The organism is Steroidobacter agaridevorans, assembly GCF_009932555.1.
Taxonomy (GTDB): Bacteria; Pseudomonadota; Gammaproteobacteria; order Steroidobacterales; family Steroidobacteraceae; genus Steroidobacter; species Steroidobacter agaridevorans.
Map to the genome: position 1 here is coordinate 278674 of NZ_BLJO01000010.1, position 25294 is coordinate 303967.

Sequence of the window (25294 nt, forward strand, 5' to 3'; positions counted from 1 at the left end):
AACAGGATACATGGTTGGCGCGCGACAAGTATTCATCAACTGCTGAATAATTGACAGCGAGCCCGGCCGGAGGCAATCTCGCCAATAATCATCAACTGATGAATAAATCCAGGCCTGCATTGCACGACGGGTCAGTTAGGGGGACTTGAGCATGACTGCCTATGCTTCTCGGGGCGCCTTGCGCCTGTCGATCGCCGCCATTCTCGCTGCACAGCTGCCGACGCCGGCCAGCGCGCAATCGAGCAATGACGCAGCCGTTACCAGCATCGAAAGCGTCGTCGTCACCGCACGCCGGCGTGAAGAAAGCCTGCAGGACGTGCCTGTAGCGATCTCCGCGCTCACAGCGGATCAGCTGCAGACACAGAACGTCCGCACTCTCGAAGACATGACGGCGTTTGCACCGAACATCAAAGTGAACGCCGGCCGCGCCACCAGCAGCACGATCAACGCATACATCCGTGGCGTCGGGCAAAACGACCCGCTGTGGGGCTTCGAGCCCGGCGTCGGCATTTACATCGATGACGTTTATATCGCCCGCCCGCAAGGCGCGCTGCTCGACGTTTACGATGTGGAGCGCATCGAAGTCCTGCGCGGTCCGCAAGGCACGCTGTACGGCAAGAACACGATCGCCGGCGCCATCAAATACGTGACGCGCGACATCGCGACGGATGAGGCGGCGCTGAATGTTTCGGCGACCGGCGGCAGTTACAACCAGCGCGAAGTCAAAGTTGGCGGCTCGATGCCAGTGATCGATGAGCATGTCTTCCTCGGCGCCGCGGTGGCCTATCTGAGACGGGACGGCTATGGCGAGATCGTCGATGACGGCCGGGCACGCTCGTACAACCGCGTCGGCCAGGACGTTTCAGACAAAGACGTGCTCGCCGCGCGCGCCAATGCGACGTTTGTCTGGGGCGAGAGCTCCAGGCTGCGCATTCTGGCCGATACGGTGCAGGACAACTCGAACGCCACCGGCGGCCAGCGTCTCAACAATCTCACGATCGCCGCCGGTCCGGCAGCCGGCACATATCCGCGCTTGAACGATCGTTACGATCAACGCACCGACATGCCGGTGGACCGCGATCGCTTCATCAACAAAGGCGTCGCGGCGACGTACACCCAATCGCTCACTGACGCGTTGGACCTGAAAGTCGTCGGCGCGTACCGCGAAGGCGAGGGCCGCCAGTTCATCGACTTCGACGAGTTGAACGCCAACCTGTTTCAGGTGCCGGCACAGTACAGCGACGATCAGACCAGCGGCGAAGTGCAGCTGACCTATACCAGCGATCTGGTGAAGGGTGTCGCGGGTGTTTATTACTTCACCGGCCAGGCCACGGGCGCATTCGATGCGTCGTTGGGCTCGCTGGGCCTGACTTCGCTCACCAAAGGCAGCGTCGATACCGACAGCATCGCGGTGTACTTCGATACGACCTGGTCGCTCACCGATCGTTTGAACCTGAACGTCGGCGCACGCTGGAACGAGGACGACAAGGAGGCGACGGTGTTCGTCGCCCAATATGCCGGCGTGCTCGCGCCGAACGCCACGCTGTTCGATGAGCGGAATGTTCCCGCCGGCTTCACGCTGGTGGCCGTACAGAGCGACTACACCAACGACCGCAGCTTCTCCAACGTCTCGCCGCGGCTTGGCATGGACTTCAAGCTCAACGACGACCTGATGCTGTATTTCAGCTACGCCGAAGGCTTCAAGAGCGGCGGCTTCGACATGCGCGGCAATCAGCTCCTCAATCCGAACACAAGCAACGGTTACGACTCGGAGACTGCGGACAACTTCGAGGTCGGCATGAAATCGGCCTGGTTCGACGACACGCTGCAGCTGAATCTCACGGTGTTCTACACGCCGTACGAGGACATTCAGATCACCACGCAAGAGTTCGTGGTGCGCAATGGCACTCCCACCAACGCCACGGCCGTGCTGAATGCCGGCAAGCAGGTGAACCAGGGCGTGGAACTGGAAACGATGTGGCGACCGCTGGCGGGGCTGACGTTCGTGGCGAATGTGGGTTACCTGGACGCGGAATTCGAGGAGTTCTTCACCTCCTGCGTGCCTGCGGCGCCTGGCTGCCGTCTGGATCTGAGCGGCTTCAACGAGCCGATCAATTCGCCCGACTGGACGACGTTCCTCGGCGGCACCTATGAGTGGTCGCTGGGCGCCGGCGACATGAGTATTCATGCGGGTTATCAGTACCGCAGCGCTACGAAGGTGGCGAACACGACTGCGAGCATCACGGATCAGGATGCCTATGACATTCTCGATCTGGGCGTTGCCTACACGACTGCGGATGAGACCTGGCGCTTCGCCGTCGAGGGAAAAAATATTCTAGACGAGGAATACCGTGTCGCCGGTTATGACTTCGGCGCGACCGGCCCGACGGGTGGGTTCAGCCAGATCGGTTTCTACGGACCGCCCCGGACGGTGTCGGTGACGGCGACGTATCGGTACTGATTGCACATCGAACGTTTCAGGTGTCGTGTTGACGCACGACATCTGGACAGCTGCTTGCCTGGGCTCATGGCTTCCAAACATCGCATCCTGATCACCGGCGCGGCCAGCGGCATTGGCCTGGCGCTCACCGAGCACTTCTCAGCTCTCGGTCACGAGGTTATCGCCTGTGACTTGCAGCCTGGAGCATTGGATTCACTGCAGAAAAGGCTGCCGAGGATTCGTACGCTGGCGTTCGATTTGTCGGATGCGAAGCAGATCGATGCGGCGTTTGCGTCTTTGGGGGATGACACGCCGGACATCCTGATCAATAACGCCGGCCTGCAGTTTGTGTCGCCGCTCGAGGAGTTTCCACCGGAGAAGTGGCAGCTGCTGATTGCGGTGATGCTGACGGGAACGGCTTTGCTGACGCGAGCTGTGTTGCCATCGATGCGGAAACGGAACTATGGCCGGGTTGTGAATATTGGATCGATTCATGCGCTGATCGCGTCGCCGTTCAAGAGTGCGTACGTCGCGGCGAAGCATGGGCTCGTGGGCTTCAGCAAGGCGATTGCACTGGAGACGTCTGACGCCGATATCACGATTAACACGGTGTGCCCAGGGTATGTGAAGACGCCCCTCGTCGATGCGCAGATCGCCTCGCTGGCGAAGACGCATCACATGACTGAGCAGCAGGTGGTCGAGGAGATCATGCTAAAGCCGATGCCGAAGGGGGAGTTCATCACGACGGAAGAGTTGGTTGGGTGCGTTGAGTTTCTGCTGAGCCCGTCGGCGCGGAATATTACGGGTCAGTGTTTGGTGCTCGATGGAGGGTGGACGGCACAGTAGCGTTCAAGAGGTTTGCCAAGGGGAAGAGGGGCCAGACCGGAGTTCAGCGCTGTCGCGCGCGAGCTGACGCGCCATTTCTCACAAGAGGCCCGGGGTACGCTAATCCGCAGCCGCCGCCCCCAAAACTTTACCCCCTCTCGCGCCCAGCGAAGCGCATGGCGCCCGCGAGAGCGCAGCAGGCGCGAAGCGCCCCCGCTCAATGCTGACCAACGCGGCCCGCGCTACAAGGCATCGAGTCGCGCATCTTCGAGCTGGGGAAAGGTGGGGGTCTCGGGAAGTTCGCAACCACGGTGACTCGGCCACCGCCGCCATTCGAGCAAGCCTTGCACGTTGGCAGTACAGCTGACGACGCGCGTTGCAGCTCGCAACGCGAAGCGCAGCGCGAAGCGAGCGAAGCACACTAAACTACCGGTCACCGCAGATGGATCGAGGCCGAGTGGCGGATGACTCGTAGCTACAAAATCACCCTGCTGATCGCCCTCTACATGGCGCAAGGCCTGCCGTTCGGCTTCTTCACCCTCGCACTCCCAGTGCTACTCCGCGAAGCCGGCTACTCGCTGACACAAATCAGCCTCCTCAGCTTCGTAGCCCTGCCATGGGTGCTGAAGTTCCTCTGGGCGCCCATCCTCGATCACACCGGCACACGGCGCGCCTGGTTGCTCGGCTTTCAGTTGGCTTCCATCATCGGCGCACTGCTATTGACGCAGGCTGATCCAAGCCACGGTTTGATGGTGCTGATCGTCGCCGCCTTCGCCTTCAACATCCTGGCCGCCTCGCAGGATGTGATTACTGACGGGCTGGCGGTCCGGATGCTCGATACCAAGGAGCGCGGGCTCGCCAACGCCATTCAAGTGGGCGCCTATCGTTTCGGGATGATTCTCGGCGGCGGGCTGCTGCTCAGCGTCTTCGCCCGCACTAACTGGCAAGTCACCTTCGTCTGCATGGCTGGCCTCCTGGCAGTCACCGTGCTACCCACCTTCTTCCTGAAAGAAACAACGACAACGGCAGACGGCGCAAAATACAGCGCCAGCGACCTGCTCATCGGCTGGGCACGCAGGCTGATGCAGCCAGGCATTCTGTGGTTTGCCGCCATCATCTTTCTATATCGCTTCGGCGATCAGATGGTGGCCACGCTGCTCGGCCCGTTTCTCATCGATCAGGGGATGAACAAGGAAGCCATCGCCTTGATGAAAGGCACGGTCGGCTCCGCGACCAGCCTGTTCGGCGCAGTGATTGGCGGCTGGCTCGCCTACATCGCCGGCCGGCGAACGGCCGTTCTCACGAGTGGCATTGCTCAGGCGGCGTCGTACACGCTCTACATCGTCGCCGCGTTAGGCATGGGCGGCGTGCCGCTGCTATGGGTAGCGACGATCTGCGAAGGCGTCATTGGCACAATGGCGACAGTCGCCTTGTTCACCTTGATGATGGACGCGTCCGACCCCGAACACGCCGGCACGGACTACACCTTGTTCGCTAGCCTCGTGGTCGTCATGAGCCCGATCGGCAATCTCTCGGGCGCAGCGGTTGCCGACGCAGTCGGCTACGCACCGGCCTTCACGCTGGGATCGATACTGGCACTGCTAGGCACATTGCTCGTGGTCCGCATGCTCGATCACAAGCCCGTGCCCGCTCGCATCGAGCAGGTGTGGCGACGGGCGGCGGCGAATTAGGGCAGTTCGATCGTGAAGGTCGAGCCTTCGCCCGGCTTGCTCTGCGCCCACACCTTGCCGCCCAGGCGTTCGATGGCCTTGCGCACCAGGGCGAGTCCGATGCCCGTGCCGGGATATTGATCGTCGCGGTGCAGGCGCTGGAACAGTTTGAAAATGTGATCGTGGTATTGCATGTCGAAGCCGATGCCGTTGTCGGTCACCGCTAACAGCACGCCGCCCTCTTTGCGACGACAGACAACCGCGATGCGTGGCGTCTTGGTGTCGCGCGTGTACTTCAACGCATTCTCCACGAGATTACGCAGCGCCAACGACAGGCCGCTGGCATCGACACGCACCGTCATCGGCTCGACGACCACCGTCATCACAATCCCGCGCCGTTGAATCTCGTCCTGATAGGGACTCAACACCTGATCCACCAGCGACGGCAGGCTGATGACACTCGCCTGCATGCCGCGGCGGTCGATATGCGAATACGACAGCAGATCGTCGATCAGCGTCGACATCTTCAACGAGCCGTTACGAATGCGTGACAGATGCTCCCGCGCGCGCTCGGTCAGCTGCCCTTCCATCTCCTGCTCGAACAAATGCGCGAAGCCGTTGATGGCACGCAACGGCGCCTTCAGGTCATGAGCGACGGCGTACGAGAAGCCTTCGAGCTCCTCATAAGCGCGCTTGAGCTCGGTGGTGCGCTCGCCAACGCGTTGTTCGAGTGCCGTGGTCAGCTCGCGATAGCGCTGCTCGCTATGGCGCAACTCGATATTCGCGTCCTGCAGCTGCTGATTGGCGCTCATCAGCTGGTCTGTCAGCTCCTGCGACTCGCTCTGAATCCACGCCTCGCGCGCGCCGAGAATCACCGCGAACAGGATGAAGATCGTCGCCGACAGCCAGATGACTCGAGGGGTGAAGGTCGCCGAGCTGCTCAACGCCACACCGATCATGATGACGATCAGCAGCGCCGGCATCACGGCCTCGAGCCAACGCTCGCGCACCTGCGTCTTCTGCGCGATGTCAGCCTGCTCGCGTTTGCTCAGCCACGCCTGCTCATGAGCCGCGCTCGCCACCAGTCCGAACATGAGCAGCCAACTGACGTTGACGACGTCATCCGGCAGATAGCTTTCGGTGAGAAGGGCATGCGCATACGCGAAGTTCGACACCGCATAGATGCAAGTGCCGATGACGATCAACAGCATGGGCGTCCACGACGGCCCCCAGCGGAAGGTCCACAGCGCGCTCAGCGTGAACAGGAATGTGCCGGCAACCAGCACGGTGTGGGCAACACCAATCCAGAGAAACGTGGGCGTAACACTCGGGTTCTGCAGCGCCGGCTCGAGCATGCCCAGCACCACCGTAACTGCCAGGCAGCAAGTGACGAGCCCGAGGTTACCGACATGCTTGAGAGTAAACGGCTCGCGATTGCGAGCCTCGGGCAGCTGCATGACCCCGACCATGATGAAGAGCGCGAAGCCGGTGTAGAAGATCTGGTTGAGGCTCGGAAAGGGCTGCTGCACCTCGAGGATCAGGTGCACATAGTTCCAATGCAGTTGCCCTAACAACCAGCTGGTGCAGGCGACGGTGATCCACAACCAGGCCCGGCGTCGCTCGAGCTCGACCTGTCGGGCGGCGCGGAAGCAGCAATACGCAGCGGCAGCGGCCGCAACGGTCCACGCCAGGTCGTTGATCCAGCGCTGGACGTCGTTGCTCGCGATGTAGATGGCGACGGCGTAAACGACCAACCCCGCGAGCCACGCGTACGCGAGCGCCCAACGCGAACGCGTTGTGTCGATCTCCGTGTTGATCTTGTCTGCTTCGGCTGCCACGGCCGATAGTATGCCTGCCGAAGCGGGCTCAGGTCAGTTTGATGCGCTCTTCGCCGCAGCGCTTGCAGCGCTCGGTGCTCACCAGACGCCCTTGCTTCACGTCGAAACGACGACCGGACAGCACTTCCCACTTGTGAAAGCCCGAAGAGCACAGCGTCTTGCCCTCGGCGCGCTGCTGTTTGGCTTTTTTAAGATTGATGACGTTGGTCATGGTCGCGTGGAGCTCAGTGCGTCATTGCATACACAACCACGTTGACGCCGACCATATAGGAGCGCGTCGAGAAGGTCTCGAAGTACCACTCGCCATAGGCCTCGCGCTCCCAGCCGTCGCCGACATCGGTGTTGTGGGTGGCGAGCACCATGATACGGCCATCGTCGTCCAGCCATGCGCGCATCTGCGGCGTGTCGAGCGAGCCGGCCGGAAACTTGTGTGCGCCCGGCGATTCGGCCGTGCTGCCGCCGGGGCTGGCGAACGGCAGCGCCGGGATCTGCGGCATCTCCTTGAGATCGAACACGGTATGAAAGATGGGATGATCGAGCGAGAGCACGCGCCATTCGCGATTCGGCAGCACGGTGCGCATCACGTTGGCGAACTGCTGCCACTCGGCATCGCCCCAGAAGTCGTCGACCCACACGAAGCCGCCGCGCTTCAAATAGTTCGCGAACGCGGTGCGCTCCTCTTCCGTAATCACCATGTAACCGGGATCGGACATATAGAGCATGGGAAAGTCGCCGAGGTCGGGCGCGGTGAGCAGGCGGCTCGCGGCCTTCGGTGCGACATTGATACGAGTCAGCTGTTTGAGCCGATGACCGAAGTTGTCGTCGCCTTCGGGAAAGTCCGTCTCCCAACGCGCCCACACGCGGCCGTCATAGGCGTAGTAAGCCTCGCCCATGCCGCCTTCGCTGTCGTAGATGGCGCGAACCAGATTGAGTCGCGACAGATCGGCCGGAGCGGACGCGCGTCCGCCATCGCCAGTGATGAGATTACTGCCCGCGAGCGCGCCCAGCGTCGCGAAGGCGCCGGTGGCGAGCATCGAGAGGTGAAGGAGGTTCCTCATGGGCGACCGTCACGTTCAGCGATTCCCCAAGCGACGGTAGTACTCGGCCACAGCCTCGCGATAACGCGGCGAATCCGGCGACGGCAATGTTGCGTGCGCCGGTGTATCGCCCTTGGCGCGAGCCGCGGCATTCAACGCAGTCAGTTCGATTTGATCGATGACTCGCAGCATGGCCTCGCCCTGGTCGGCCAATGGATCGCCATTGAGCCGTCGCAATTGATTGGCGTGACGGCGCAGCGCTTCGAGCTCGGCATCCGTCAGCTCGCCGCCCGTCATCCGATTCGTGATCTCGCGAATGCGCTGACTGATGGCGCTGGTCTGTCGAGCCAACGAGCCGCGACCATCTTCGAGCGTGTTGAGTCCGCGCGCGGGGATGATTGGATTCCAGGCGGCGAGGCCATTCTGAGCACCGGCCGTACCGCCGCGCGTGCTCTGCGACTGTGACGTGCCGCCCTGGCGCGAGCCCGGCGAACCTTTGCTGCCATCGGCCTGCTGACCTTCGCTGTTGTCGCCGCCTTTCTGATTCTCGCCCTTCAGACTCGCACTACGGGCGTCGTTGTTGCCGGCCTGGTCGCCTTGACCTTGGTTCGCTTCGCCTTGCTGGCCCGCTTGACCGCCTTGTTCCTCGCCCGAGCGCTGCGCACTCCTCACAGCACGACGCAGCTCGGCGACTTCCGCAAGCAGATCGTCTGTCGTCACCGAGTCGCGCTTCTGCGAACGTTCGGTGGACGCTTGAGTCGCCGCCTCGCGCAGGTCGTGCTCGAGCGATTCGAGCGCATCGGTGATCAGCCCCTCACGAGGCGCGGCCTCGCGGGCCCGGCCGTAGTAAACCTCGGCGGCGCTGCGATTGAGCCGGTACATCACGTCGGAACCTTCGATATCCCGCACGATCTCGCTCAGACGCTGCGTGGACTTAGGCGTCTTCGTACGATGCTCATGGACGGCGCCGCGCATATCGCCTTGCAACTCCGACAGCTCGGAGGCCAGGCGCTGCTTCGCTTCGACCAGGTCTTTGACTTCGCGTTGGCTCAAGCCGCCACGCCCGCTGGAACGGAACGTCGACTCCGTTCCCTGCGACATGGCTTTGTACAACTCGCTTTCGATGCGGCGCTGGTTCTCCAGCATCTGGTCGCTCCGGTCCGCGAAGCGCTCGAGCGTTTCATCCAGCCGTGAGCCATCGGGCTTGTCGATCTGCTTCAGCGCCTGGCGCAGATGTTTGCTCGCTTCCTGCGCCGATTGCGCGTTCGCTCCGTTCTCGCCTTGCGACTGATTCGCCGCGCGCATCTGCTCCAGCGCCTGCTCGACCGACTGCAATGCCTGCTCGACTTCGGAGCGCTCTTGAGAATTGCTGCCGCTGCTGCGCTGGCCTTTATCGCCAGCGTTGGAGCCGCTCGAACCGCTGGAGCCGCCGCCCTGACTCTGCCGTGATGAGTTGTTGGCTTGCTGCTGCTGCTGCGACGACTGCTGCTGACGATTCAATTCGTTGAGGCGACGGCGCAGATCTTCCGCCTCGCGGCGCAACTGTTCCTGCTGCCAGCGCTGCTCTTGCAGAGCCTGGGCATTGCGCTGCTGTTGCGCGAGTTTCTCCTGTCGCTCGGCCAGCTCCTTCAGTTTGCGGATGGCCTCGTTCAATTCCTGCTGACTGTTCTGCTGTGACAGCTGCGATTCGCTTTCGTACTGGCTCTTCTCGACATCCATCTCCAGCTCGAACATTTCGCTGAAGTTGCGGGCGGCCTGCGAGCCTTCGCCGCCGCCGTCCTGCTGCATGGAGACCTGCACTTCCCGGAACGCCGATTCGGCGCGCAGCAGTTGTTGAAGCGCCTGCTGTTCGGGAGTGACGGCCTCCTGCAAACGGAAGGCGGACAGATGTCCGGCCGCGGGCTCCATCAATCCCGCCGCGCGTTCCAGGCTCTCGACGAACGTCTTCACTCGATCGTCGGAATCGACATCCATGCGTGCGCGCGTTCTTTGCGCCAGCGTGCGGGCCTGCGTGGATAGTGTTGTCTGGAAGTCCGCCAGCATCCGAGCGCTGTCTTCGAGCTGTTCGCGAGAGCGATTGTTGCGTTCATCGCTTCGCTGCAAATTCCACGTCGCCAGCAGAATCTCACGCTGACGCTCGGAGATCGCGCCCTGCTCATCGGCCATGCCGCCACCGCCGCCGCCGCCTCCTTGTCCCTGCTTGAAGGTCCGCTCGAACGGCTGGACCTGCACCATGAACAGATCGGTCTGCACGGTCTGCTTGCGATCCTTGGCCACGGCGTAATACGACACCAGATCGCCCGGCACGAGCCGCTGCGCCTCCGCTGCCTTCGCGCCCAGGTCTTCCATGCTCAGCAACGATTCGTTCTCGGAGCGCTTGGCGCCGCCGCCCACCGGCATCTTCTTCCACTCGCCGCCGTTGACGGAGTAGAGCAATGAAACGTCGCGCAGCTTGAAATCGTCTTCGGCCTGGATGTGTACCGGCACCTCTTCGATGCTGGTGGCGCGCCAGTCGCGACCGGGCTTGCGAATCTCGATGGTGGGCTTTTCGTCGGCGACGATTTCGATCGTGTACTCGTCGCTCAGCGCCACGAACTCATCTGCGACACGCGCCCCGATCTGATACTTGCCTGGGTCCTTTACCGCGATGGTGCCGATGCTGGCCTGGCCGTCCTGCTCCAGTTCCTGGCTGAGCCCATCGACGATCAATGCCGGCGCATCGAGAGGCGCATCGGCGAACACTTCGACTTTGACGTCCGTTCCCGCGACCGCGCGGATGTCACGCGACTCCTCATCCGTGGTCGCGTCCAGTCCAGTCCACTCCGGATACTGATATGTCAGCCGCACCCGCTCGATTTTCGGCAGGTCGACGACGCCAATGTTGTGCTCGGCGCTGCGTACGCCATCGGCCTCGACGTAATAGGAGAGCGGGCCACGCACGGCGTACAGCTTGAAGTCGAACAGGCCTTCCTCCGCCGAGCGCATGGGAGCAGCTTCCCATTGCTGTTGATCCGCGAAGCGCACGAAGACCTGCGTCTGATCGGGCCGGAAGCCTTCGATGGTCGCCTGAATCGCCACGTCGCTGTTACGCCGGACAGTTGCATTGCCCGGCTCGACCGTCACGCGCTTCAGCGTGATGGCTGCACGCGGCAGCTCCGCGCCCAATAACAAGTGACGACTGCCAAAACCCCAATACGATGGGCCGACGCTCAACAGCAACGCGAGCGCGACGACCGCGACAACGGCAATCGAAGCCGCGAGCATGAACCGACGCTGCGAAACGATGACCGACGGGGGAGTTTTCTCGGCGATTTCCGCCGCATCGGCGGCGAGCAGCTCGATCAGCGGCGACGCATGTCCTTCAGCTTCACGTCGTTTGCTATCGAGATAGGTTTGAATGCGGCCGTGCTCGGCCGGCAGGTGCTGCTCGAACACTTTCGAGCCGTCGTCTCGTTTCAGCCGACGCAATGGCAACCAGAGCAGCATCAGCCCGACCAGCAGCAGCAACACCACCAGGGCAATGCGAGCGGAAATCGCAATCGACGCGGCGAAGCCTTCCTGATTGAACAGCCAGACGGCGATGCAGGTCAGCAGCAACGTGCCGGCGGCGCCAACCGCGCCGGCGCGCAGATAGATATGTGCGCGCAGCCGGCTGCGTAATTCAGCCAGATAGCTTTCGAGTCGTTCACGTGAGGTCATTGCGGCACCTCGCGGCGAATGGCCAGGTGCCGATTCGCCAACAGTGTTTCCGCCAACAGCAGGATGGCGGCCAACCACAGCAGCCAGGGGCCGAGCGATTCCGGCTTGGCTTCGGCAGCAGGCGCCGAAGCAACCGCCGGCGTCGGTTCCTGTGCACGTAACGCCTGCCAGCGGGCGACGAAGTCCGGAGGCAACGTGGCGAGATCCGATTCACGCGCATCCACGTTCACCGCCAGCCAGCGCGCCCCTTCGCTGCCGCGAATCTCGTAAAACCCGGCCTGGTCGGGAATCAGACGGTCGGTCGTACTCTGCGCCAGCGCCAACACCCGACGGCCCCGTGGATCGAATATCTGCCCGCCGCCGCCCGCGGTCAATCCGGTGGTCACGGTCGAGCCGACCAATGCGCTGGTCGTGGTCGCCTCGGCCTGCGTGAGGTAACTCGCGGCCGCGCCGATGAAATGAACGAATAGCGGATGGATCGCCATGTCGCTCCAGCGTCGGTCGACCGGCACCGTCAGGATCAGCATCCGGCCAGCGCCGAGCGTGCGCTCGATCAGCAGCGGCATGCCGTCGTCCAGCGCAATCAGGACCTTGTCGTCGGCGGTCGGCTGAATGTCGCGGTGTCGGAAGAATCGCACCTGGTTCCAATCCGCCGCTTCGCGCAGGACTGGATGCGTGCTCGCAACTTCACCGACCTTGCCGGTCCGGTTCTTGACCTCACCGCTGTGCAGATCGCCGAGCAGCGGATCGTCTTTCTCCTGCGCCTCGCTCAACGTAGCCAGCACCGCACCACCGGCGGCCACATAGGATTGAATGCGTCGAGCCGCGGCACTGGACAGCGAGCTCGGATCGGAGACGACGATCAACGAGTATTTGCTCAGCCCGCCGGAATCCATCGAATTGGCCACGCGCTGCTCAACCGTCAATCTTGGCGCGGAGAGCGCGCCAATCGCTGCCGCGAAATAGGCCGTGTCGTCCGATTCCGCATCGCGCGAGATCAGCAACGCAGCCGGATCGGCCTGCTCGATGACAGAATAGAAACGATCGTCCTGCGGCAACTCGTCACCGGGTTCGAGCACGACTTCCATGCGATGCGCACCGGGACTCAGGTTCAGGTCGCTGAATGTGACTTTCGTGAACGAGGCGCTATTGAAAGTCGCGGGCTGCGCGACCGGTTGCATGGAAAGGTTGGCTCCACGCGCAGTGCCACCTTCACCCGCCACGATTTCGGGCTGGGCCGCCGCGGCCGCGAGAGTCACAGTCTTTCTCGAGACTTCTTTATCGTCGACGCGAAGAATCACGTCGCGTTGTTGAGGTTCCGTGACCGAGTTGCCCACCGTGGCTTGCAGCGAATGCGTGTCGAGCGGCATCACGGTGGCCGCAGTGATATAGATGTTACCGGCGGCTCCGTCGCTCACGTCGTGCATCACGAGCTGGGTCTGCGCGGGCAGTTGCAGATCGGCGAACCGTAACGGCGCCGCGCTCCGTTGCATATCCGAGATCAAATGCAACTGGACCTTCGGCCGCGGCGAGCCGAGCCAGGAATTCGCGGTGCTCATCGCGAAGCCATAATCGAGGCGCTCGATCCCGGGCTTGAGATCTTTCAACAATGCGCGCACTGCGCCGGCATTTCCCGCCGGCGTGCTCGGGCTCACGACAGCAATGCGCCGACCGGAGCCAGTCAGCAGCATCACGCGATCCGACGAGGGAAGCGCGGCGATGACGCTCTCCGCCTCTTGCAATGCCCGCTGCCAGCGACCTCGATGCTGCATGGACAGCGACGAATCGACCAGGATCGCATGCAACTGCGCGTTGGCATTCGGCTGCGGCACCATGCGAGCCGTCAACAGCGGACCGGCGAATGCGAGCACCAGCGCGATCAATAGCAGGATGCGAGTAATCAGCAGCAGCCAATAACGCAGCGTTCTCTTCGCCGTGCGCTGAGTCTCGCTCGCTTCCAGCAACATGAGCGATGCGAACTGATGCTGCGTCGGATTCGCACGCGCCACGCGATGCAGCCATAGCGGCAATCCGATGGCCAGCAATCCAAACAGCAGTGCGGGCGCGAGAAACATGGCTTACGTCCGGCCTTCCCTGAGCAGCAAGTAGCGCCGGAGCGCGTTGTCGAGAGGCTCGTCCGTGGTAATCAACAACTGATGTGCGCCGACATTCGCGGCGGCACGTCGCAGCGACTGCAGATGGTTGTCCAGTCGCTGTTGATACTCGGTCGCCAGATACTCGGGCGAGACGTTCAGTGTTCGCTGCGTCTCGATGTCCTCGAGCAGCACGGACTCGCGCCAGTTCGGCCGCATCTCCTGCGGGTCGAGCAGCTGGAACAACATGATGTCGTGACCGCGATACGCCAGGGGCTGCACCGCGCGACTCATCTCTTCCGGATTGCAATAGAGATCCGAGATCACCGCGACCAGGCCACGACGCGACAGATGCTCGCCGAAACGCTGGAAGCAGGCTTCGAGGTTGGTGCCGTTGCCCGGAGTCACCGCGTCGATGGCGTGGATCATGGCGGTCAGGCTGCCCGCACGACTGGTCGCGGGGCGGAAGGTTCGCACCTTCTCGTCGAACACAATGAGCCCGACGGGATCGTGCTGACGCGCGGCCAGGTAGGCGAGCGCAGCGGCCAGGAACTTGCCGTATTGAAGCTTGCTGATCGAGTGCGAGCCGTAGCCCATCGACGCGCTCGCATCCAGCAAGATCATCAAGCGCGTATTGGTCTCGCCTTCGTAACGACGGATGTAAGTGCGCTCGGTGCGCGCGAAGACATTCCAATCGACGAAGCGGGGGTCGTCGCCTTCGACATAGGCGCGATATTCCTTGAACTCCTGACTGAAGCCGTAGTGCGGCGAGCGATGCAAGCCGGTGAGAAAGCCTTCCACGGCGGTGCGCGCGATCAACTCCAGATTCGCCAGTCCGGCCAGCGTTTCCGGCGGCAGCAAGCGATTGGAGGCGGCGGCGTTCACCGTTCGACGACCTCGCGCAGCACTTCGTCCACGCTTCGGCCGTCTGACTCGGCCTGATAATTGGTGAGCACGCGATGTCGCAGCACCGGCAGTGCGAGTGTTCGCAGATCGTCGTCGGTCACGTGGTAGCGCCCTTGCATCAACGCACGCGCCTTGGCGGCGAGGCACAGGAACTGGGTCGCGCGGACGCTGGCGCCATAACGAACATAGCGGCGCACCGATTCGGGCGCGCTTGCTTCCCGAGGACGCGTGGATCGGATCAATTCCACCGCTTTCCGGCGCACTTCGGTGGACAGCGGCACCTGTCGCACCAGCCATTGGAATTTCACGATCTCCTCGGCACTGGTACACGAGCGCAACTGCGGTCCTTCCACTCGCGACGTGTTGCGGTCGACAACTTCCATTTCGTCCTCGGCGCTCAGGTAGTCGAGCAGCACATTGAACAGGAAGCGATCGAGCTGGGCTTCCGGCAATGGATAGGTGCCTTCCAACTCGATGGGGTTCTGGGTCGCCAGCACGAAGAACGGCTCACTGAGCGTATGCGTCGTGCCGCGCACGGTCACCGAATGTTCCTGCATGGCTTCCAGCAACGCCGCCTGCGTCTTCGGCGGCGTGCGATTCACTTCGTCGGCCAGCAGCACGTTCGCGAACAAGGGACCGGGCACGAACGTCCAACGGCGATGGCCCGTGGTGATGTCCTCTTCGATGATGTCGGTGCCGGTCACGTCGGTGGGCATCAGGTCCGGCGTGAACTGAATGCGCTTGAATGACAGGCCCAGCGCCGTGGCCAGCGTCTTCACGAGCAGCGTCTTGGCTGTGCCCGGCATGCCGGTAATCAAACAATGACCGCCGACCAGTAGCGTCAACAGCAAGTAGTCGATGACTTCGTCCTGGCCGACGATGACGCGGCGGACCTGGTCGCGGATCGCACCGATGCGATCGCGGAAGAGATTCACCAGCGCGGCGGTTTCCTGCTCGGTCGCGACGACGTCACTCATTAACTACGCTCCTCGATCATTTTCAGCAGCAGGGCCTGCGCGGGCTTGAAGTGTGGCGCCGTGGCGAGCGCGTCCAGCAGATGACGACGACTGCCCATTTTGTCGCCCATCTCACGCAAGGCGCGCGCCATTCCGTAGTGAGCTGGCGCTTGATCCAGCGTATTGAGCGCGAGCAGGGCTTGGAATTCACGCAACGCGTCTTCATTACGGCCTGCAGTCAACAAGCGCTCGCCGAGTTGTGCGTGCACCTCGGCGTTCAGCGGATCGGAATAGTTGAGCGACACCATCAAGTTGGTGGCGTCCTGGGTGCGGCCGGCTTCATCGAGCCAGCGAGCCAGCTCGCGCAGCGCAGTCGGATCCCAACCGCCGGCGCGGCGATAATCTTCCAAGGCCACGATCGCATCGGAGCGGCGATTCAACTTGTCGAGCGCCTTGGCCAGCATCAAGTGCGCGCTGTCTCCGCCGACGTGCTCCGGATACAGCGCGACCGCACGGCGCGCCGGTTCAACCGCATCGGCCCAACGCTCCTTTTGAATCGCCTGACGCGCGGCCTGCATTTGCCGCTGCCAGTCTTCGAAGTTCGCCAGCACGTTCGCGAAGCGGGTCCGCACGAACGTATCGAACTCCTTGTCGAAAGCGGCCGGCGCGATCTTGAACGTGGCTTCGATGGCCTGCGCCGTCGTGCGCTTGCCGTCGAACTGCCGGAGCAGCACGCCTAGCTGCTCGAAGCCCCAGCGCTGCTCGATGAACAGGCACACCAGGCCCGACTGCATGTACGACACCTGCACCTGGCCCGGGTAACTCGGGCGAATGAAGCCGGAATCCAGATCGGCGACCGGCAGGAATTGTTTCTTTTCGAGCGCGTTGATGGCTTCGGGCGTCACCGCCACGCCGGGCGTCGGGCCGGTGCGCCACTCCTCGAACACCGAGATGCCTTCGCTCAACCAGCGCGGCACGTAATGATCGGTGACTTCCAGGGTAAACACGTGCGCCATCTCGTGCCACAGCGTGCTGCCCCAGTGAAACTCGCTGGTCGGGCGGCTGGACGGACTGTCCATGGCGACGACATAGCCAAACGTGACACCGAGCAGGCCGATGCCAGGCAACGCAGCCACGCGCACGGCGAAGTCGTCATGGTCCGGATATAGCTCGACGGTGATGGGCTCGCGCGGCTTGAAACCGTAACGCTGCGAAAAACTTTGGATGCTGCGACTGGTGAGATCGAGCACATACGGCCGCAGCACGTCGGACTCTTTCTTATGCAGGCGCAACTGGACTTGATAAGTGTCCTGGCCGATCACGACCGGATCTTCGCTGATCGAGAATTCGTCGATACGATCCAACAGACGCAGCGAGTTCACCGTCGTCGGGCTGTAGGGATCGCCGGAGTACGCGGCCTGCAGATGGGTGCGGGCTTCATTGACGTTGCCGAGTCGCAGCAGGTTTGAGCCGAGCTCGGCGTGCGCGCCCCACAGATCCGGTTGTACTTCGACCGCCCGGCGCAGCAGCACGGTCGCTTCTTTATAACGACGGCGCATGATCTCGAAGTGCGCCAGCTGCTGATACATCGCGCCGTAGCGAGGGTTGTAATCGAGGATGCGCTTGATCCACTGATCAGGATTATTGCCGCGAGCCATCTCCAACGACGCGCGCAGCGTGTAAACCTCGAGTGGCGGCAGCTTCTCTTTGCTGACGACTCGCATGGCGCGGTCCAACGCCTTGTCCGCGTCGTCGAGCTGGCCTTCTTCGAGATCCATCGACGCAGTGAGCAGGTGGGCCTCGATCAGATCGGCGTCCTGCTTCAAGGCGTCCTCGACCAATGGCCGTGCCTGTCCTTCGAAGCGCTCGGCATACACGCTCGCGAGACCGAGTTTGGCGTGCACATCGTTGGGGAACACCTTCAACGCTTCGCCGAACAGTTCGACGGCGTCGGAGTACTGGTGCGTCTGCAGATACAGTCGCGCCCATCGAACGCGCGGCTGCACGGCACGCTCGTTGTTCTGCACGGTGTCGCGGAAAATTCGATTGGCGCGCTGAATATCACCCACAGCCCAAGCCGCCTCGGCTTGCACGATGGGCGTCGGCGACTCCAACAATTTCGCGTAACAGGTGCGTGCCTGCTCGCTCCGCCCGTGATAGCGATGCTCGTCACAAGGCCGCAGCTCGACCGCGCGGCGCGGATCGTAATCGATGGACTGCGCGCCCACCGTCGCGGCGAACAGCAACAACACCAAAGTGGCAGTGCGGGTCATCATGGCGTCGCGCCTCCACCGGCTTTGGCATCGATTTCCTTTTGGAGCAGCGCCAGGCGCACCAGCACTTCTTCGAGCTGGTCGTAATACTGAGTATCCGGCAGCGAGGCTTTTTGTTCCTTCACGCGGTTCAGATCCAGCTCGATCGCGCCTCGTTGTGACAACAAGGCTGCGACTTCGGGATTGTCCGGCATCACCTCGCCGGCGCCGAGGCGGGCGAGGGTGAAGCGGCCGGCGTCGTTACCTTCCATACGGGCGTGCTCGGTCGCCATCGAGGTCTCGGCTTTGAAGGCGGCCGCGATCTGGTTGGTCGCGAAGGCATAGGCCTCGGCCGCAGTGACGATCTGGTCTTTGTTGGTGTCCGCCGCTTCCGACGCGACGGCCTGGGCCCAGAATTGAGCAAAGCGCGTCGCCGTCTTTTCGCCGCCGTTCTTCGTGGCGGTGATCACGACACGCCTGGGCTTTTGCCAGCGTTCGATCACAGCGCCGCTGGCGCTGGTCGCATTGATGATCAGCTGATCGCGGGCCGGCAGCTCATCGAACAGGCGCGCGAGCTCGCTGTCGGTGAGATCGGGACCGGGCAGATTGAATCGATAGTTCTCGCCGTCGTAACTGCCATGACCGATGAGCACGATCACGGCCGAGTCGTTGGCATTCATCCGCGCGGCGAGCGTTTTGATGTCGCGCTTCACAGCGTCCGCCCGGGCAGCATCGCCGCTCAGTGAAATGACATTTGCGGTGCTGCCGGCTGCTTTCTCGGCGGCGCTTGCCACCGCGGCGGCATGTTCGCGAAATCTTTGTTCGTAGCCGGGCTCGCCGCCCAAGCCGGCGACAACGAAGGTGTAGGTGGCTGCGGACGCGGGCAAGGCACATGCCGTTGCCAGTAATGCGGCGATAAGATGCGCTTTGTTCACAGCCGCCCCCACCGTAGTCGGAGCAACCACTCGCCCAGCTTCAGTGCGAGCAGCACGATGAACACGATGGGCAGATTCCAAAGGTCCAGCGTCTGTCGTTCGACGATGCCGGCCTTGGAATAAGGAATGGCTCCAACCATGGTATCCAGCTCGCGCAACGGCCAGTAACGTCCGCCAGTGACGTTCGCAATACGTTCCAGCAGATCGCGATGCTGATAAGTCGCGAAGTGCTCGGCCACACCGTCGTTACGCAGTACGTGCGTGACGGCCGACCCGACTTCTTTATCTCCTGAGCGTGCGGTCATCTCGATCCGATACAGGCCGGCGGACGCGGCATCGAGGGTCGCGGTGTAGCGGCCATCGCTCTGCCCGGAGGGTTGCATGGTCTGCTTGAACGGCGCGTCGCGTTCAGGCGCCACCTGTAATTCGACCGTAGCATCGCTGATGGGTTCGAAGCGCTCGTCGCGGACTTCCGCTTCGAGCCGCACGGTGCGTTCGTCCTCATAAACGGTGCGCTCGCCGTTCACGATGACCCGCGCCGGCGCCGTCGACGAAATGGCATGCAGCAGCTGGCGCCAGAACATTTCGTGACTCTGATCGTCGGACGGCATGCGCATCTGCCAGCGCAGGGTGCTGGCCGTCGCCAGCACATAAGTAGCACCGCGGCCGTAATGCTGCCAGACCAGCAAAGGTGCACGGCCTTGTTCACCATTCGCTTCCAGCAACACGATGGCGCCCGGCTTCAGCCGTCCCAGCGATTGATAATCGGCCAGCGGCGGCAGGCTTTTCCAGCGATCCAGATTCTTGCGGGGATCGACATCGAGTCGGGGAATCGGCGACTCGGCGCCGTACATCGTCAGCAGCGCTTGCCCGGGACGCTGCACGAATTGCGTGGGTTGCCGCCCGGTGAGTTGCACCGGCAGCGTTTGCGCCAGCGCCGCGTTCTGCCAGCCGCCGGCGGACAAGCCATAACGGCCGGCCAGCATCAGCACGGCGCCGCCGCGCTTGTCGACGAACTCCTTTAATAACCTGTGCTGCTCGGCGCGCAGCCCGGCTGCTTCGTAGCTGCCGATAATGACCGCGTCGTAACCGAACAATTCCGCTGGATCGGACGGGAAGCCGTCGACGAGCTCGTCCGGCGTGTTCACGCCTTGGCGATAATGTTTATTCGGCGTGGTGCGGACGATACTGGCGACGCGTAAGGCGCGATCGCGATCGACCGCCCGGCGCAGAAACTTATATTCCCAGCGCGGCTCGCCCTCGACGTACAGAATGCCGCGCCGGGCGGCGGGCACATTCACTACTCGAGTGCGCGAGTTGTTGATTACGTTGCGCTCGCCATCCAGCGGATCGAGCACGAAGCGCAATTCGTGCGTGCCTGCCTGACCGGCGGGCAAATCCAAGGCAAGCTGAGTGGTGGCCGCATCGGGCCGTAGTTTGATGTCGCGCGCAGCGACCAGATTGTCACGATCGTAAACGCGCAGACGCGCTTGGGACGCACCGTTGTGACGAATGCCGATCTGCGCATCGATGGTCGAGCCCGCGGGCGCCGACCCTGCAACCTCGACACGCTCCAGCTCGAGATCGTCGCTCACCCGCTCGGGACCGAGACCGACGGTATGAACGGGCACGCCATAGGAGGCGATCTCAGCGAGACGCTCTTCGCTCAGCGTGTCGCCATTTTCCGCGCCGTCGCTGAACAAGATGACGCCGGCAAGGGGCGCGCTGCCTGCACTTTGCAACACTTGATGGAGCGCGTCGCCGATGCGTGTCTGCCGGCCGGGCGGCGGCATGGCGTCGAGGGTGTTCAGCGGCGTCGTGGTTTGCGCGAATCCGAACAAGCGCACGGCGAAGGTTTTTTCCAGTCGTTGCAGCGTGCCGTTCTGCAAGGCGGTGGCAACTTCTTGAAGCCGGGATTGCCCGGCATCGCCGTACGCCATGCTGGCGGAAGCGTCGACGGCGACGGCGAGTTCATTCTCGCGATCGCGCACTCGCTCGACATTCAGCACTGGACGCCACAACAGGCAGAGGATCAGCGCGAGCAGCAGGGTTTGCAGAACGCCGACCGGCGCCAGCATTCGCCAGCCGAGCGCACGCCGTCGCCAGAGCGAGAACGCCACCACCGCCGCGGCCGCCAAAATCAAAGTAATGAGCAGCCCTATCGGCCAGGCGCTCGCAAATGCAAACGTGCCGGTTCGATACGCCCAAAGGGGATGAGTGAAGAGCCGCTCGAACACCGGTCAGTAATAGTAGATGCGCCGCCCCAAACGCAAGCCACAATCCTGCTGAAATCGTGAAGAAGCGGTTACCCGCAGTCGGAACCGCAGGCGGCTTCATGCGTACTGGTTTGACGTACCCAACAACCACTGCGCATTCATCTACCCATGGCTAGCGAATCCTTGCATGAAAGCGCCAAGGCGCTGCGCCCGGAAACCATCGACCGGCACCGCGCCGTGTCCTCGTTGATGGAAGAGCTCGAAGCGGTCGACTGGTACGACCAGCGCATCGACGCCGCCACCGACGAGGAGCTCAGGCGCATCCTGGCGCACAACCGCGACGAGGAAAAAGAGCACGCCGCCATGGTGTTGGAGTGGCTGCGCCGTAAGGATCCGAAGCTCGACGAGCACTTGCGCACCTACCTGTTCACGGAGAAGTCCGTGCTGGAGATCGAGGACGAGGCCGAACACGGTGGTGGCGACGGCAGCGAGGCGGGCGCCGCTGACGGGTGTCTTGGAATCGGCAGCCTGCGCGGTGAACAGCAGAACCCGATTCGCGAGCTGGCGCTGTTCGCCGGCACAGGAATCAAACCATGAACGAGCTGTTGCGCAATCATGCCCCGATCTCCACCGAAGCCTGGAAGGAGATCGACGCCGAGGCCAGCCGTACGCTGAAGACGCTGCTCGCCGCCCGCCGGCTGGTGGATTTCAAAGGTCCGCTCGGCTGGAATTGCTCGTCGGTCTCGACGGGGCGCACCCACACCCTGTCGCCGTCCTTACAGGACGGCGTGGTGTCCAAGCTGCGGCTGTCGCTGCCGTTGATCGAGATCCGCATTCCGTTCGAAGTCGATCGCGAAGAGCTGGATGCGATCGGGCGCGGCGATACCAATCCCGACCTGGATTCGGTTCGCAACGCGGCTCGGGCAGCAGCGATCGCCGAAGATCGCGCCATCTTCCAGGGCTATAGCGCCGCGCACATCGAGGGCATCTTTCCCGCCGCCGGCGACCATGGCCTGACGATTCCCGAGGATTTCGACGCATATCCCGACGTGGTCGCGGAAGCTACCCATCGATTGCGCAGCGAAGGCGTCAGCGGCCCCTATGGCATCGCGCTTGGACCGCGTTGTTACACCGGCCTGACTAGAAGCACGCTGCGCGGCTATCCGATCATCAATCATGTGCGCGAACTGGTGGATGGACCTATCGTGTGGGCGCCAGCCGTCGATGGCGCCGTCGTGATGAGTCTGCGCGGCGGCGACTTCGAGCTGATCGTCGGACAGGATTTCTCGGTCGGCTATCTCGACCACACCAGTACCTCGGTACTGCTGTATTTGCAGCAGAGCTTCACGTTCCGGGTGCTGTCGCCCGAAGCGGCGGTGCCGCTGACGCACGCCGCGGTGGATGTCACTCCCGCGAAATAAAATATTGACGGATTATTAACAAAGGGTGACTTAACCCATTGACCGCACTCTAATTGCGCGCGATTTGCCGGAGTTGCCTGCGTGTGGGGCGACTGTTACCGCTGCCAGCCGCTGATTGTCGCCGGCGGCCAGGGAATTCGCGGGTTCTGAGACACGGCACAGTACTTGCTGTCATGAAGGCGTGACATCCTGTCTCGCCCTGACCTGCCGCCGTTTCGCGGCTCGCGACCAATGCGCCTGCCCTCGCTGAAGTTTCTCAAGACCTTTCAAGTCGCCGCGACGCGCCTGAGCTTCAAGGCTGCCGCCGAGGAGCTGTGCATTACGCCGTCCGCGGTCAGTCACCAGATCAAGGGACTGGAGGAGCAACTCGGCGTCGCACTGTTCGAGCGCGGGCCGAGCTCGTTGACGCTCACCGAAGCCGGCGAGAGTTATTTGCAGCACCTGGAGACGGTGTTCGCCCGGCTCGAAGCCGTCACCGAGCAGTTGCGCATCCGTTACGGCCGCGACGTGGTCCGTCTGCACATCCCGCCGTTCTTCGCGACCGAAATGTTGTTGCCGCGCCTGCCGTCGTTTCTGGAAGTGCGACCGGAAACCGACGTGCACATCAATACGGTGGCGGGCACGTTGGATTCGCATCCGGCCGAGGCGGATCTGTCCATTGTCGTGGATACGTTGCCCGAAGAGCTGCACGATCACGACTGTCACAAGCTGTTCTCGCAAACCTTCGTGCCGGCCTGCTCGCCGACGTTGCTGCAACGTCTGCCGATCGATTCGGTGCAGGACCTGAACAAACATACGTTGATCATTCACGAAGCGCGTCGCGATAGCTGGCAGCGCTGGGCGCAGACGCTCGGCATCGATCTGCGGCCCAAGAGCATCGTGCGCTTCGATTCCATGAATACCGCAGCGGAAGCGGCCGAGCACGGCGTGGGTGTCGCGCTCGTTTCGACGCGTCTCGGCAACGAGCGCTTCGCGCAGGGCTCGCTGGTGAAACTGTTCGATCGCGAGCTCGAGACCGGCGAAAGTTATTTTTTGATCCTGCGCAAGGAAGACGCTGCGCGACCCAATGTCAAAGCGCTCACCGAATGGCTGATCGAAGAATTCAGCATCGCGGCGTGATCCAGCGCGCGCTTTAACGCAAAGAAATCCAGGGGCGAGTTTGTTTTTTATCCGCGGCGGCAGCGGAGGCCGGCGCGCGCCCGTTTGTTTCTATTTTGTTTCGCGTCAGGGATTGCCTGCATGAGCGCGTTTGGGGCCAGCATGAAATCTTCTCGTTTGTCGGCGCGGCTCGCCGGCCCTAGATTGGCCCCATTCCATAAAGAAACGTTCCAGGGGATTAATTAACACCTTTGGAGTTACTTCGATGAACACTCTCAGCAAGTCCTTGTCTATCGCCGCCGCCACTGTCGCTCTCGCCGTGCCGTTCGCCACTCAGGCCAGCAGCTACGACGCCGCGATGGATTCGTGCATCAACGCCTTCGTCGCCTCCAGCTTGCCGAAAGAGCAGCCGGTGCGGATCAAGAAGGATGCTGGCGTGAACAGCCCGCTCAGCGTTCACTCGCGCGCTTACAAGATCGTGGTCAGCGCGAAGGGTGTGGAAAGCGGCAAGTACTTTGCCCGTGGTACCTGCATCGTCGATCGCAGCGGCGCGGTGATCGCGCTGAACGGCAAGCCGCTCACGCAGAAGCTGGCTTCTCGCTGATATTGATTAAATATTAATGATGGCACCACCCAAGGGTGGTGCCGGGGCTCACGCTCCGGGAGCGGCGCAACTGACATCCCCCTGAAAGTTCGCGCCCGCAAGGACGCTCCTCCCGGAGCGATTTTCTGACAACTTTCTCGACAAGTTCCCGCAGCCGCAAGTTTCTTTCGCGACTGATTACGGTAACTTCAGCCCATGACAGCGCACGCTTCGCGCACACTGACCGTGCTGCAAGTAGCAAGTCGAGGCTCTCATATCCATGCACGCAACGGAACGCGTCCCCAACGATCGTCGCAGCGGTGTTGAACGCCGCCATTACAGCATCGCCGCGTATTGGCGTGGCGCGCTGAATCCGCGCCGTCGGATGGGACGGCGGACGACCGATCGTGTCTACACCATCATCGATTGGCACTCACCGCGCGTGCTGGCGCTGGTGTTGCTGATTCTCGGCTTGTCGACGCTCGATGGCGTGCTGACTTTGATGTTGATGAGCCAGGGTGCGCAGGAAGTGAACCCGGTGATGGCGCTGTTCGTGCCTCACAACCTCGGCTGGTTCGCGGCGATCAAACTGACGCTCACCAGCGTCGGCGCCGCCATCCTGGTGGTCTGCGCGAGGATGAAGCTGTTCAGGCTGTTCCCGGGCGAAGTGCTGCTGTACCTGGTCGTCGGGTGCTATGTCGCGCTGGTGGCTTACGAGCTGGAGCTGCTCGCCAACCCGCCGCCGACGTTCTAGGACCTGATTACTTGCGGACCGCGGCCGGCGAGCGATAACCGCCGACGTACCAGCGAAAGGCAAAGTAGGTCCAGGCCGACAAGGTGCCGCTGACCACGGCGGTCACGAAGTATTCGGCATCGAACAGACGGGCCGCGACCACGATGCCGCCCAGCATCGACAACGTCGCCTGCCCCAGGCGCAGCTCCCAGCGATCCACATAGTGCATGTACGCAGGCGCGCATTCGGCGATGCGCGTGCGATGTGGATCGAATCCAAACAATCGCGACAGCACCATGTAACTGCCGACGCCGATCATGCTCCACAGCGCCACGCGCCACAGATCCACCGGCTTATCCGACAGCGCGGAATAAACGACCGCGGCCACGAGGAACAAAGCAAAAGCGATCAGTCCGTGCAGCTTGCGCGATTGCATGGCGGTGAACCGGGTGAGGAACGATATGGCCAGATATAGCGCCGTCACTTTGCCATTTCTGTGATGAAGGTCAAAGCGCGGACCCCTGAGCATGACCGTGCCCTTTCCCGTAGTGTCCTCCCAGTCGATTACCTACGCGACGCTGCCCGCACCCCC

General features: G+C 62.5%; 19 protein-coding genes. 8 read left to right on the forward strand and 11 right to left on the reverse strand.

The features are described 5' to 3' along the window. Nucleotides 1–151: 151 nt before the first annotated feature. From GYH35_RS31140 to GYH35_RS31150, 3 genes are all read left to right on the forward strand, one after another. Nucleotides 152–2461 carry a TonB-dependent receptor gene (locus GYH35_RS31140; RefSeq protein WP_161810156.1) on the forward strand — a complete coding sequence of 770 codons (2310 nt, stop codon included), beginning with the start codon at nucleotides 152–154 and terminating at the stop codon, nucleotides 2459–2461. A gap of 66 nt (nucleotides 2462–2527) precedes the next feature. After that, on the forward strand, nucleotides 2528–3286 hold the full coding sequence (locus GYH35_RS31145; protein WP_161830434.1) for a 3-hydroxybutyrate dehydrogenase: 759 nt from the start codon (nucleotides 2528–2530) through the stop codon (nucleotides 3284–3286). Nucleotides 3287–3729: 443 nt separating this feature from the next. Then, a complete protein-coding gene (locus tag GYH35_RS31150) occupies nucleotides 3730–4956 on the forward strand; it encodes an MFS transporter (RefSeq protein WP_161830435.1) in 1227 nt (408 codons plus the stop codon). Here the strand turns inward: GYH35_RS31150 and GYH35_RS31155 are convergent. From GYH35_RS31155 to GYH35_RS31200, 10 genes are read right to left on the reverse strand one after another with little or no spacing between them, the layout of a single operon-like run. Continuing rightward, a complete protein-coding gene (locus GYH35_RS31155; RefSeq protein WP_161830436.1) occupies nucleotides 4953–6773 on the reverse strand; it encodes a sensor histidine kinase in 1821 nt (606 codons plus the stop codon). The genes GYH35_RS31150 and GYH35_RS31155 overlap by 4 nt on opposite strands. Nucleotides 6774–6801: 28 nt before the next feature. Further along, on the reverse strand, nucleotides 6802–6984 hold the full coding sequence (locus tag GYH35_RS31160; protein WP_129641600.1) for a hypothetical protein: 183 nt from the start codon (nucleotides 6982–6984) through the stop codon (nucleotides 6802–6804). Between the two features lie 13 nt (nucleotides 6985–6997). Further along, nucleotides 6998–7831, reverse strand: a complete 834-nt coding sequence (locus tag GYH35_RS31165; protein ID WP_161810160.1) for a DUF4159 domain-containing protein — start codon at nucleotides 7829–7831, stop codon at nucleotides 6998–7000. A gap of 15 nt (nucleotides 7832–7846) precedes the next feature. After that, nucleotides 7847–11509, reverse strand: a complete 3663-nt coding sequence (locus tag GYH35_RS31170) for a coiled-coil domain-containing protein (protein WP_161830437.1) — start codon at nucleotides 11507–11509, stop codon at nucleotides 7847–7849. Further along, on the reverse strand, nucleotides 11506–13584 hold the full coding sequence (locus GYH35_RS31175; protein WP_161830438.1) for a vWA domain-containing protein: 2079 nt from the start codon (nucleotides 13582–13584) through the stop codon (nucleotides 11506–11508). Before GYH35_RS31175 ends, GYH35_RS31170 begins: the two co-directional genes overlap by 4 nt. Nucleotides 13585–13587: 3 nt before the next feature. Beyond that, nucleotides 13588–14487 carry a DUF58 domain-containing protein gene (locus GYH35_RS31180; protein WP_161810163.1) on the reverse strand — a complete coding sequence of 300 codons (900 nt, stop codon included), beginning with the start codon at nucleotides 14485–14487 and terminating at the stop codon, nucleotides 13588–13590. Beyond that, nucleotides 14484–15485: an AAA family ATPase gene (locus tag GYH35_RS31185; RefSeq protein ID WP_161810164.1), complete on the reverse strand. Its 1002-nt coding sequence runs from the start codon at nucleotides 15483–15485 to the stop codon at nucleotides 14484–14486. The genes GYH35_RS31180 and GYH35_RS31185 overlap by 4 nt, the downstream gene beginning before the upstream one ends. Then, on the reverse strand, nucleotides 15485–17740 hold the full coding sequence (locus GYH35_RS31190; protein WP_161810165.1) for a tetratricopeptide repeat protein: 2256 nt from the start codon (nucleotides 17738–17740) through the stop codon (nucleotides 15485–15487). Before GYH35_RS31190 ends, GYH35_RS31185 begins: the two co-directional genes overlap by 1 nt. Next, a complete protein-coding gene (locus GYH35_RS31195) occupies nucleotides 17737–18603 on the reverse strand; it encodes a hypothetical protein (protein ID WP_161830439.1) in 867 nt (288 codons plus the stop codon). The genes GYH35_RS31190 and GYH35_RS31195 overlap by 4 nt, the downstream gene beginning before the upstream one ends. Nucleotides 18604–18647: 44 nt before the next feature. After that, the gene (locus GYH35_RS31200) at nucleotides 18648–20888 is read right to left on the reverse strand and encodes a hypothetical protein (protein ID WP_161830440.1); all 2241 of its coding nucleotides are present in this window, start codon (nucleotides 20886–20888) and stop codon (nucleotides 18648–18650) included. Nucleotides 20889–21035: 147 nt separating this feature from the next. Between GYH35_RS31200 and GYH35_RS31205 the strand changes: the two genes are divergently transcribed. From GYH35_RS31205 to GYH35_RS31225, 5 genes are all read left to right on the forward strand, one after another. After that, entirely contained in the window at nucleotides 21036–21464 is a 429-nt protein-coding gene (locus GYH35_RS31205; protein ID WP_161830441.1) for an encapsulin-associated ferritin-like protein, read from the forward strand. Next, nucleotides 21461–22288, forward strand: coding sequence for a family 1 encapsulin nanocompartment shell protein (locus tag GYH35_RS31210; protein WP_161810169.1), 828 nt, complete (start codon nucleotides 21461–21463; stop codon nucleotides 22286–22288). The genes GYH35_RS31205 and GYH35_RS31210 overlap by 4 nt, the downstream gene beginning before the upstream one ends. 231 nt (nucleotides 22289–22519) lie before the next feature. Next, nucleotides 22520–23407: a LysR substrate-binding domain-containing protein gene (locus tag GYH35_RS31215; RefSeq protein WP_161810170.1), complete on the forward strand. Its 888-nt coding sequence runs from the start codon at nucleotides 22520–22522 to the stop codon at nucleotides 23405–23407. A 244-nt stretch (nucleotides 23408–23651) separates the two neighbouring features. Continuing rightward, nucleotides 23652–23990, forward strand: coding sequence for a hypothetical protein (locus GYH35_RS31220; RefSeq protein WP_161810171.1), 339 nt, complete (start codon nucleotides 23652–23654; stop codon nucleotides 23988–23990). Nucleotides 23991–24249: 259 nt separating this feature from the next. Further along, nucleotides 24250–24723 carry a DUF5658 family protein gene (locus GYH35_RS31225; protein ID WP_161810172.1) on the forward strand — a complete coding sequence of 158 codons (474 nt, stop codon included), beginning with the start codon at nucleotides 24250–24252 and terminating at the stop codon, nucleotides 24721–24723. Between the two features lie 7 nt (nucleotides 24724–24730). Here GYH35_RS31225 and GYH35_RS31230 read toward each other — a convergent pair whose 3' ends face one another. Next, complete coding sequence (locus GYH35_RS31230; RefSeq protein WP_161810173.1) at nucleotides 24731–25138, reverse strand: hypothetical protein; 408 nt, start codon at nucleotides 25136–25138, stop codon at nucleotides 24731–24733. Nucleotides 25139–25294: the final 156 nt, after the last annotated feature.

Coding starts and splice junctions, on each gene's coding strand:
- GYH35_RS31185 (WP_161810164.1), bottom strand. CDS start 15,485: ATGAGTGACGTCGTCGCGACCGAGCAGGAAACCGCCGCGCTGGTGAAT.
- GYH35_RS31150 (WP_161830435.1), top strand. CDS start 3,730: ATGACTCGTAGCTACAAAATCACCCTGCTGATCGCCCTCTACATGGCG.
- GYH35_RS31220 (WP_161810171.1), top strand. CDS start 23,652: ATGAACACTCTCAGCAAGTCCTTGTCTATCGCCGCCGCCACTGTCGCT.
- GYH35_RS31225 (WP_161810172.1), top strand. CDS start 24,250: ATGCACGCAACGGAACGCGTCCCCAACGATCGTCGCAGCGGTGTTGAA.
- GYH35_RS31175 (WP_161830438.1), bottom strand. CDS start 13,584: ATGTTTCTCGCGCCCGCACTGCTGTTTGGATTGCTGGCCATCGGATTG.
- GYH35_RS31205 (WP_161830441.1), top strand. CDS start 21,036: ATGGCTAGCGAATCCTTGCATGAAAGCGCCAAGGCGCTGCGCCCGGAA.
- GYH35_RS31140 (WP_161810156.1), top strand. CDS start 152: ATGACTGCCTATGCTTCTCGGGGCGCCTTGCGCCTGTCGATCGCCGCC.
- GYH35_RS31230 (WP_161810173.1), bottom strand. CDS start 25,138: ATGCAATCGCGCAAGCTGCACGGACTGATCGCTTTTGCTTTGTTCCTC.
- GYH35_RS31190 (WP_161810165.1), bottom strand. CDS start 17,740: ATGATGACCCGCACTGCCACTTTGGTGTTGTTGCTGTTCGCCGCGACG.
- GYH35_RS31160 (WP_129641600.1), bottom strand. CDS start 6,984: ATGACCAACGTCATCAATCTTAAAAAAGCCAAACAGCAGCGCGCCGAG.
- GYH35_RS31170 (WP_161830437.1), bottom strand. CDS start 11,509: ATGACCTCACGTGAACGACTCGAAAGCTATCTGGCTGAATTACGCAGC.
- GYH35_RS31165 (WP_161810160.1), bottom strand. CDS start 7,831: ATGAGGAACCTCCTTCACCTCTCGATGCTCGCCACCGGCGCCTTCGCG.
- GYH35_RS31145 (WP_161830434.1), top strand. CDS start 2,528: ATGGCTTCCAAACATCGCATCCTGATCACCGGCGCGGCCAGCGGCATT.
- GYH35_RS31215 (WP_161810170.1), top strand. CDS start 22,520: ATGCGCCTGCCCTCGCTGAAGTTTCTCAAGACCTTTCAAGTCGCCGCG.
- GYH35_RS31210 (WP_161810169.1), top strand. CDS start 21,461: ATGAACGAGCTGTTGCGCAATCATGCCCCGATCTCCACCGAAGCCTGG.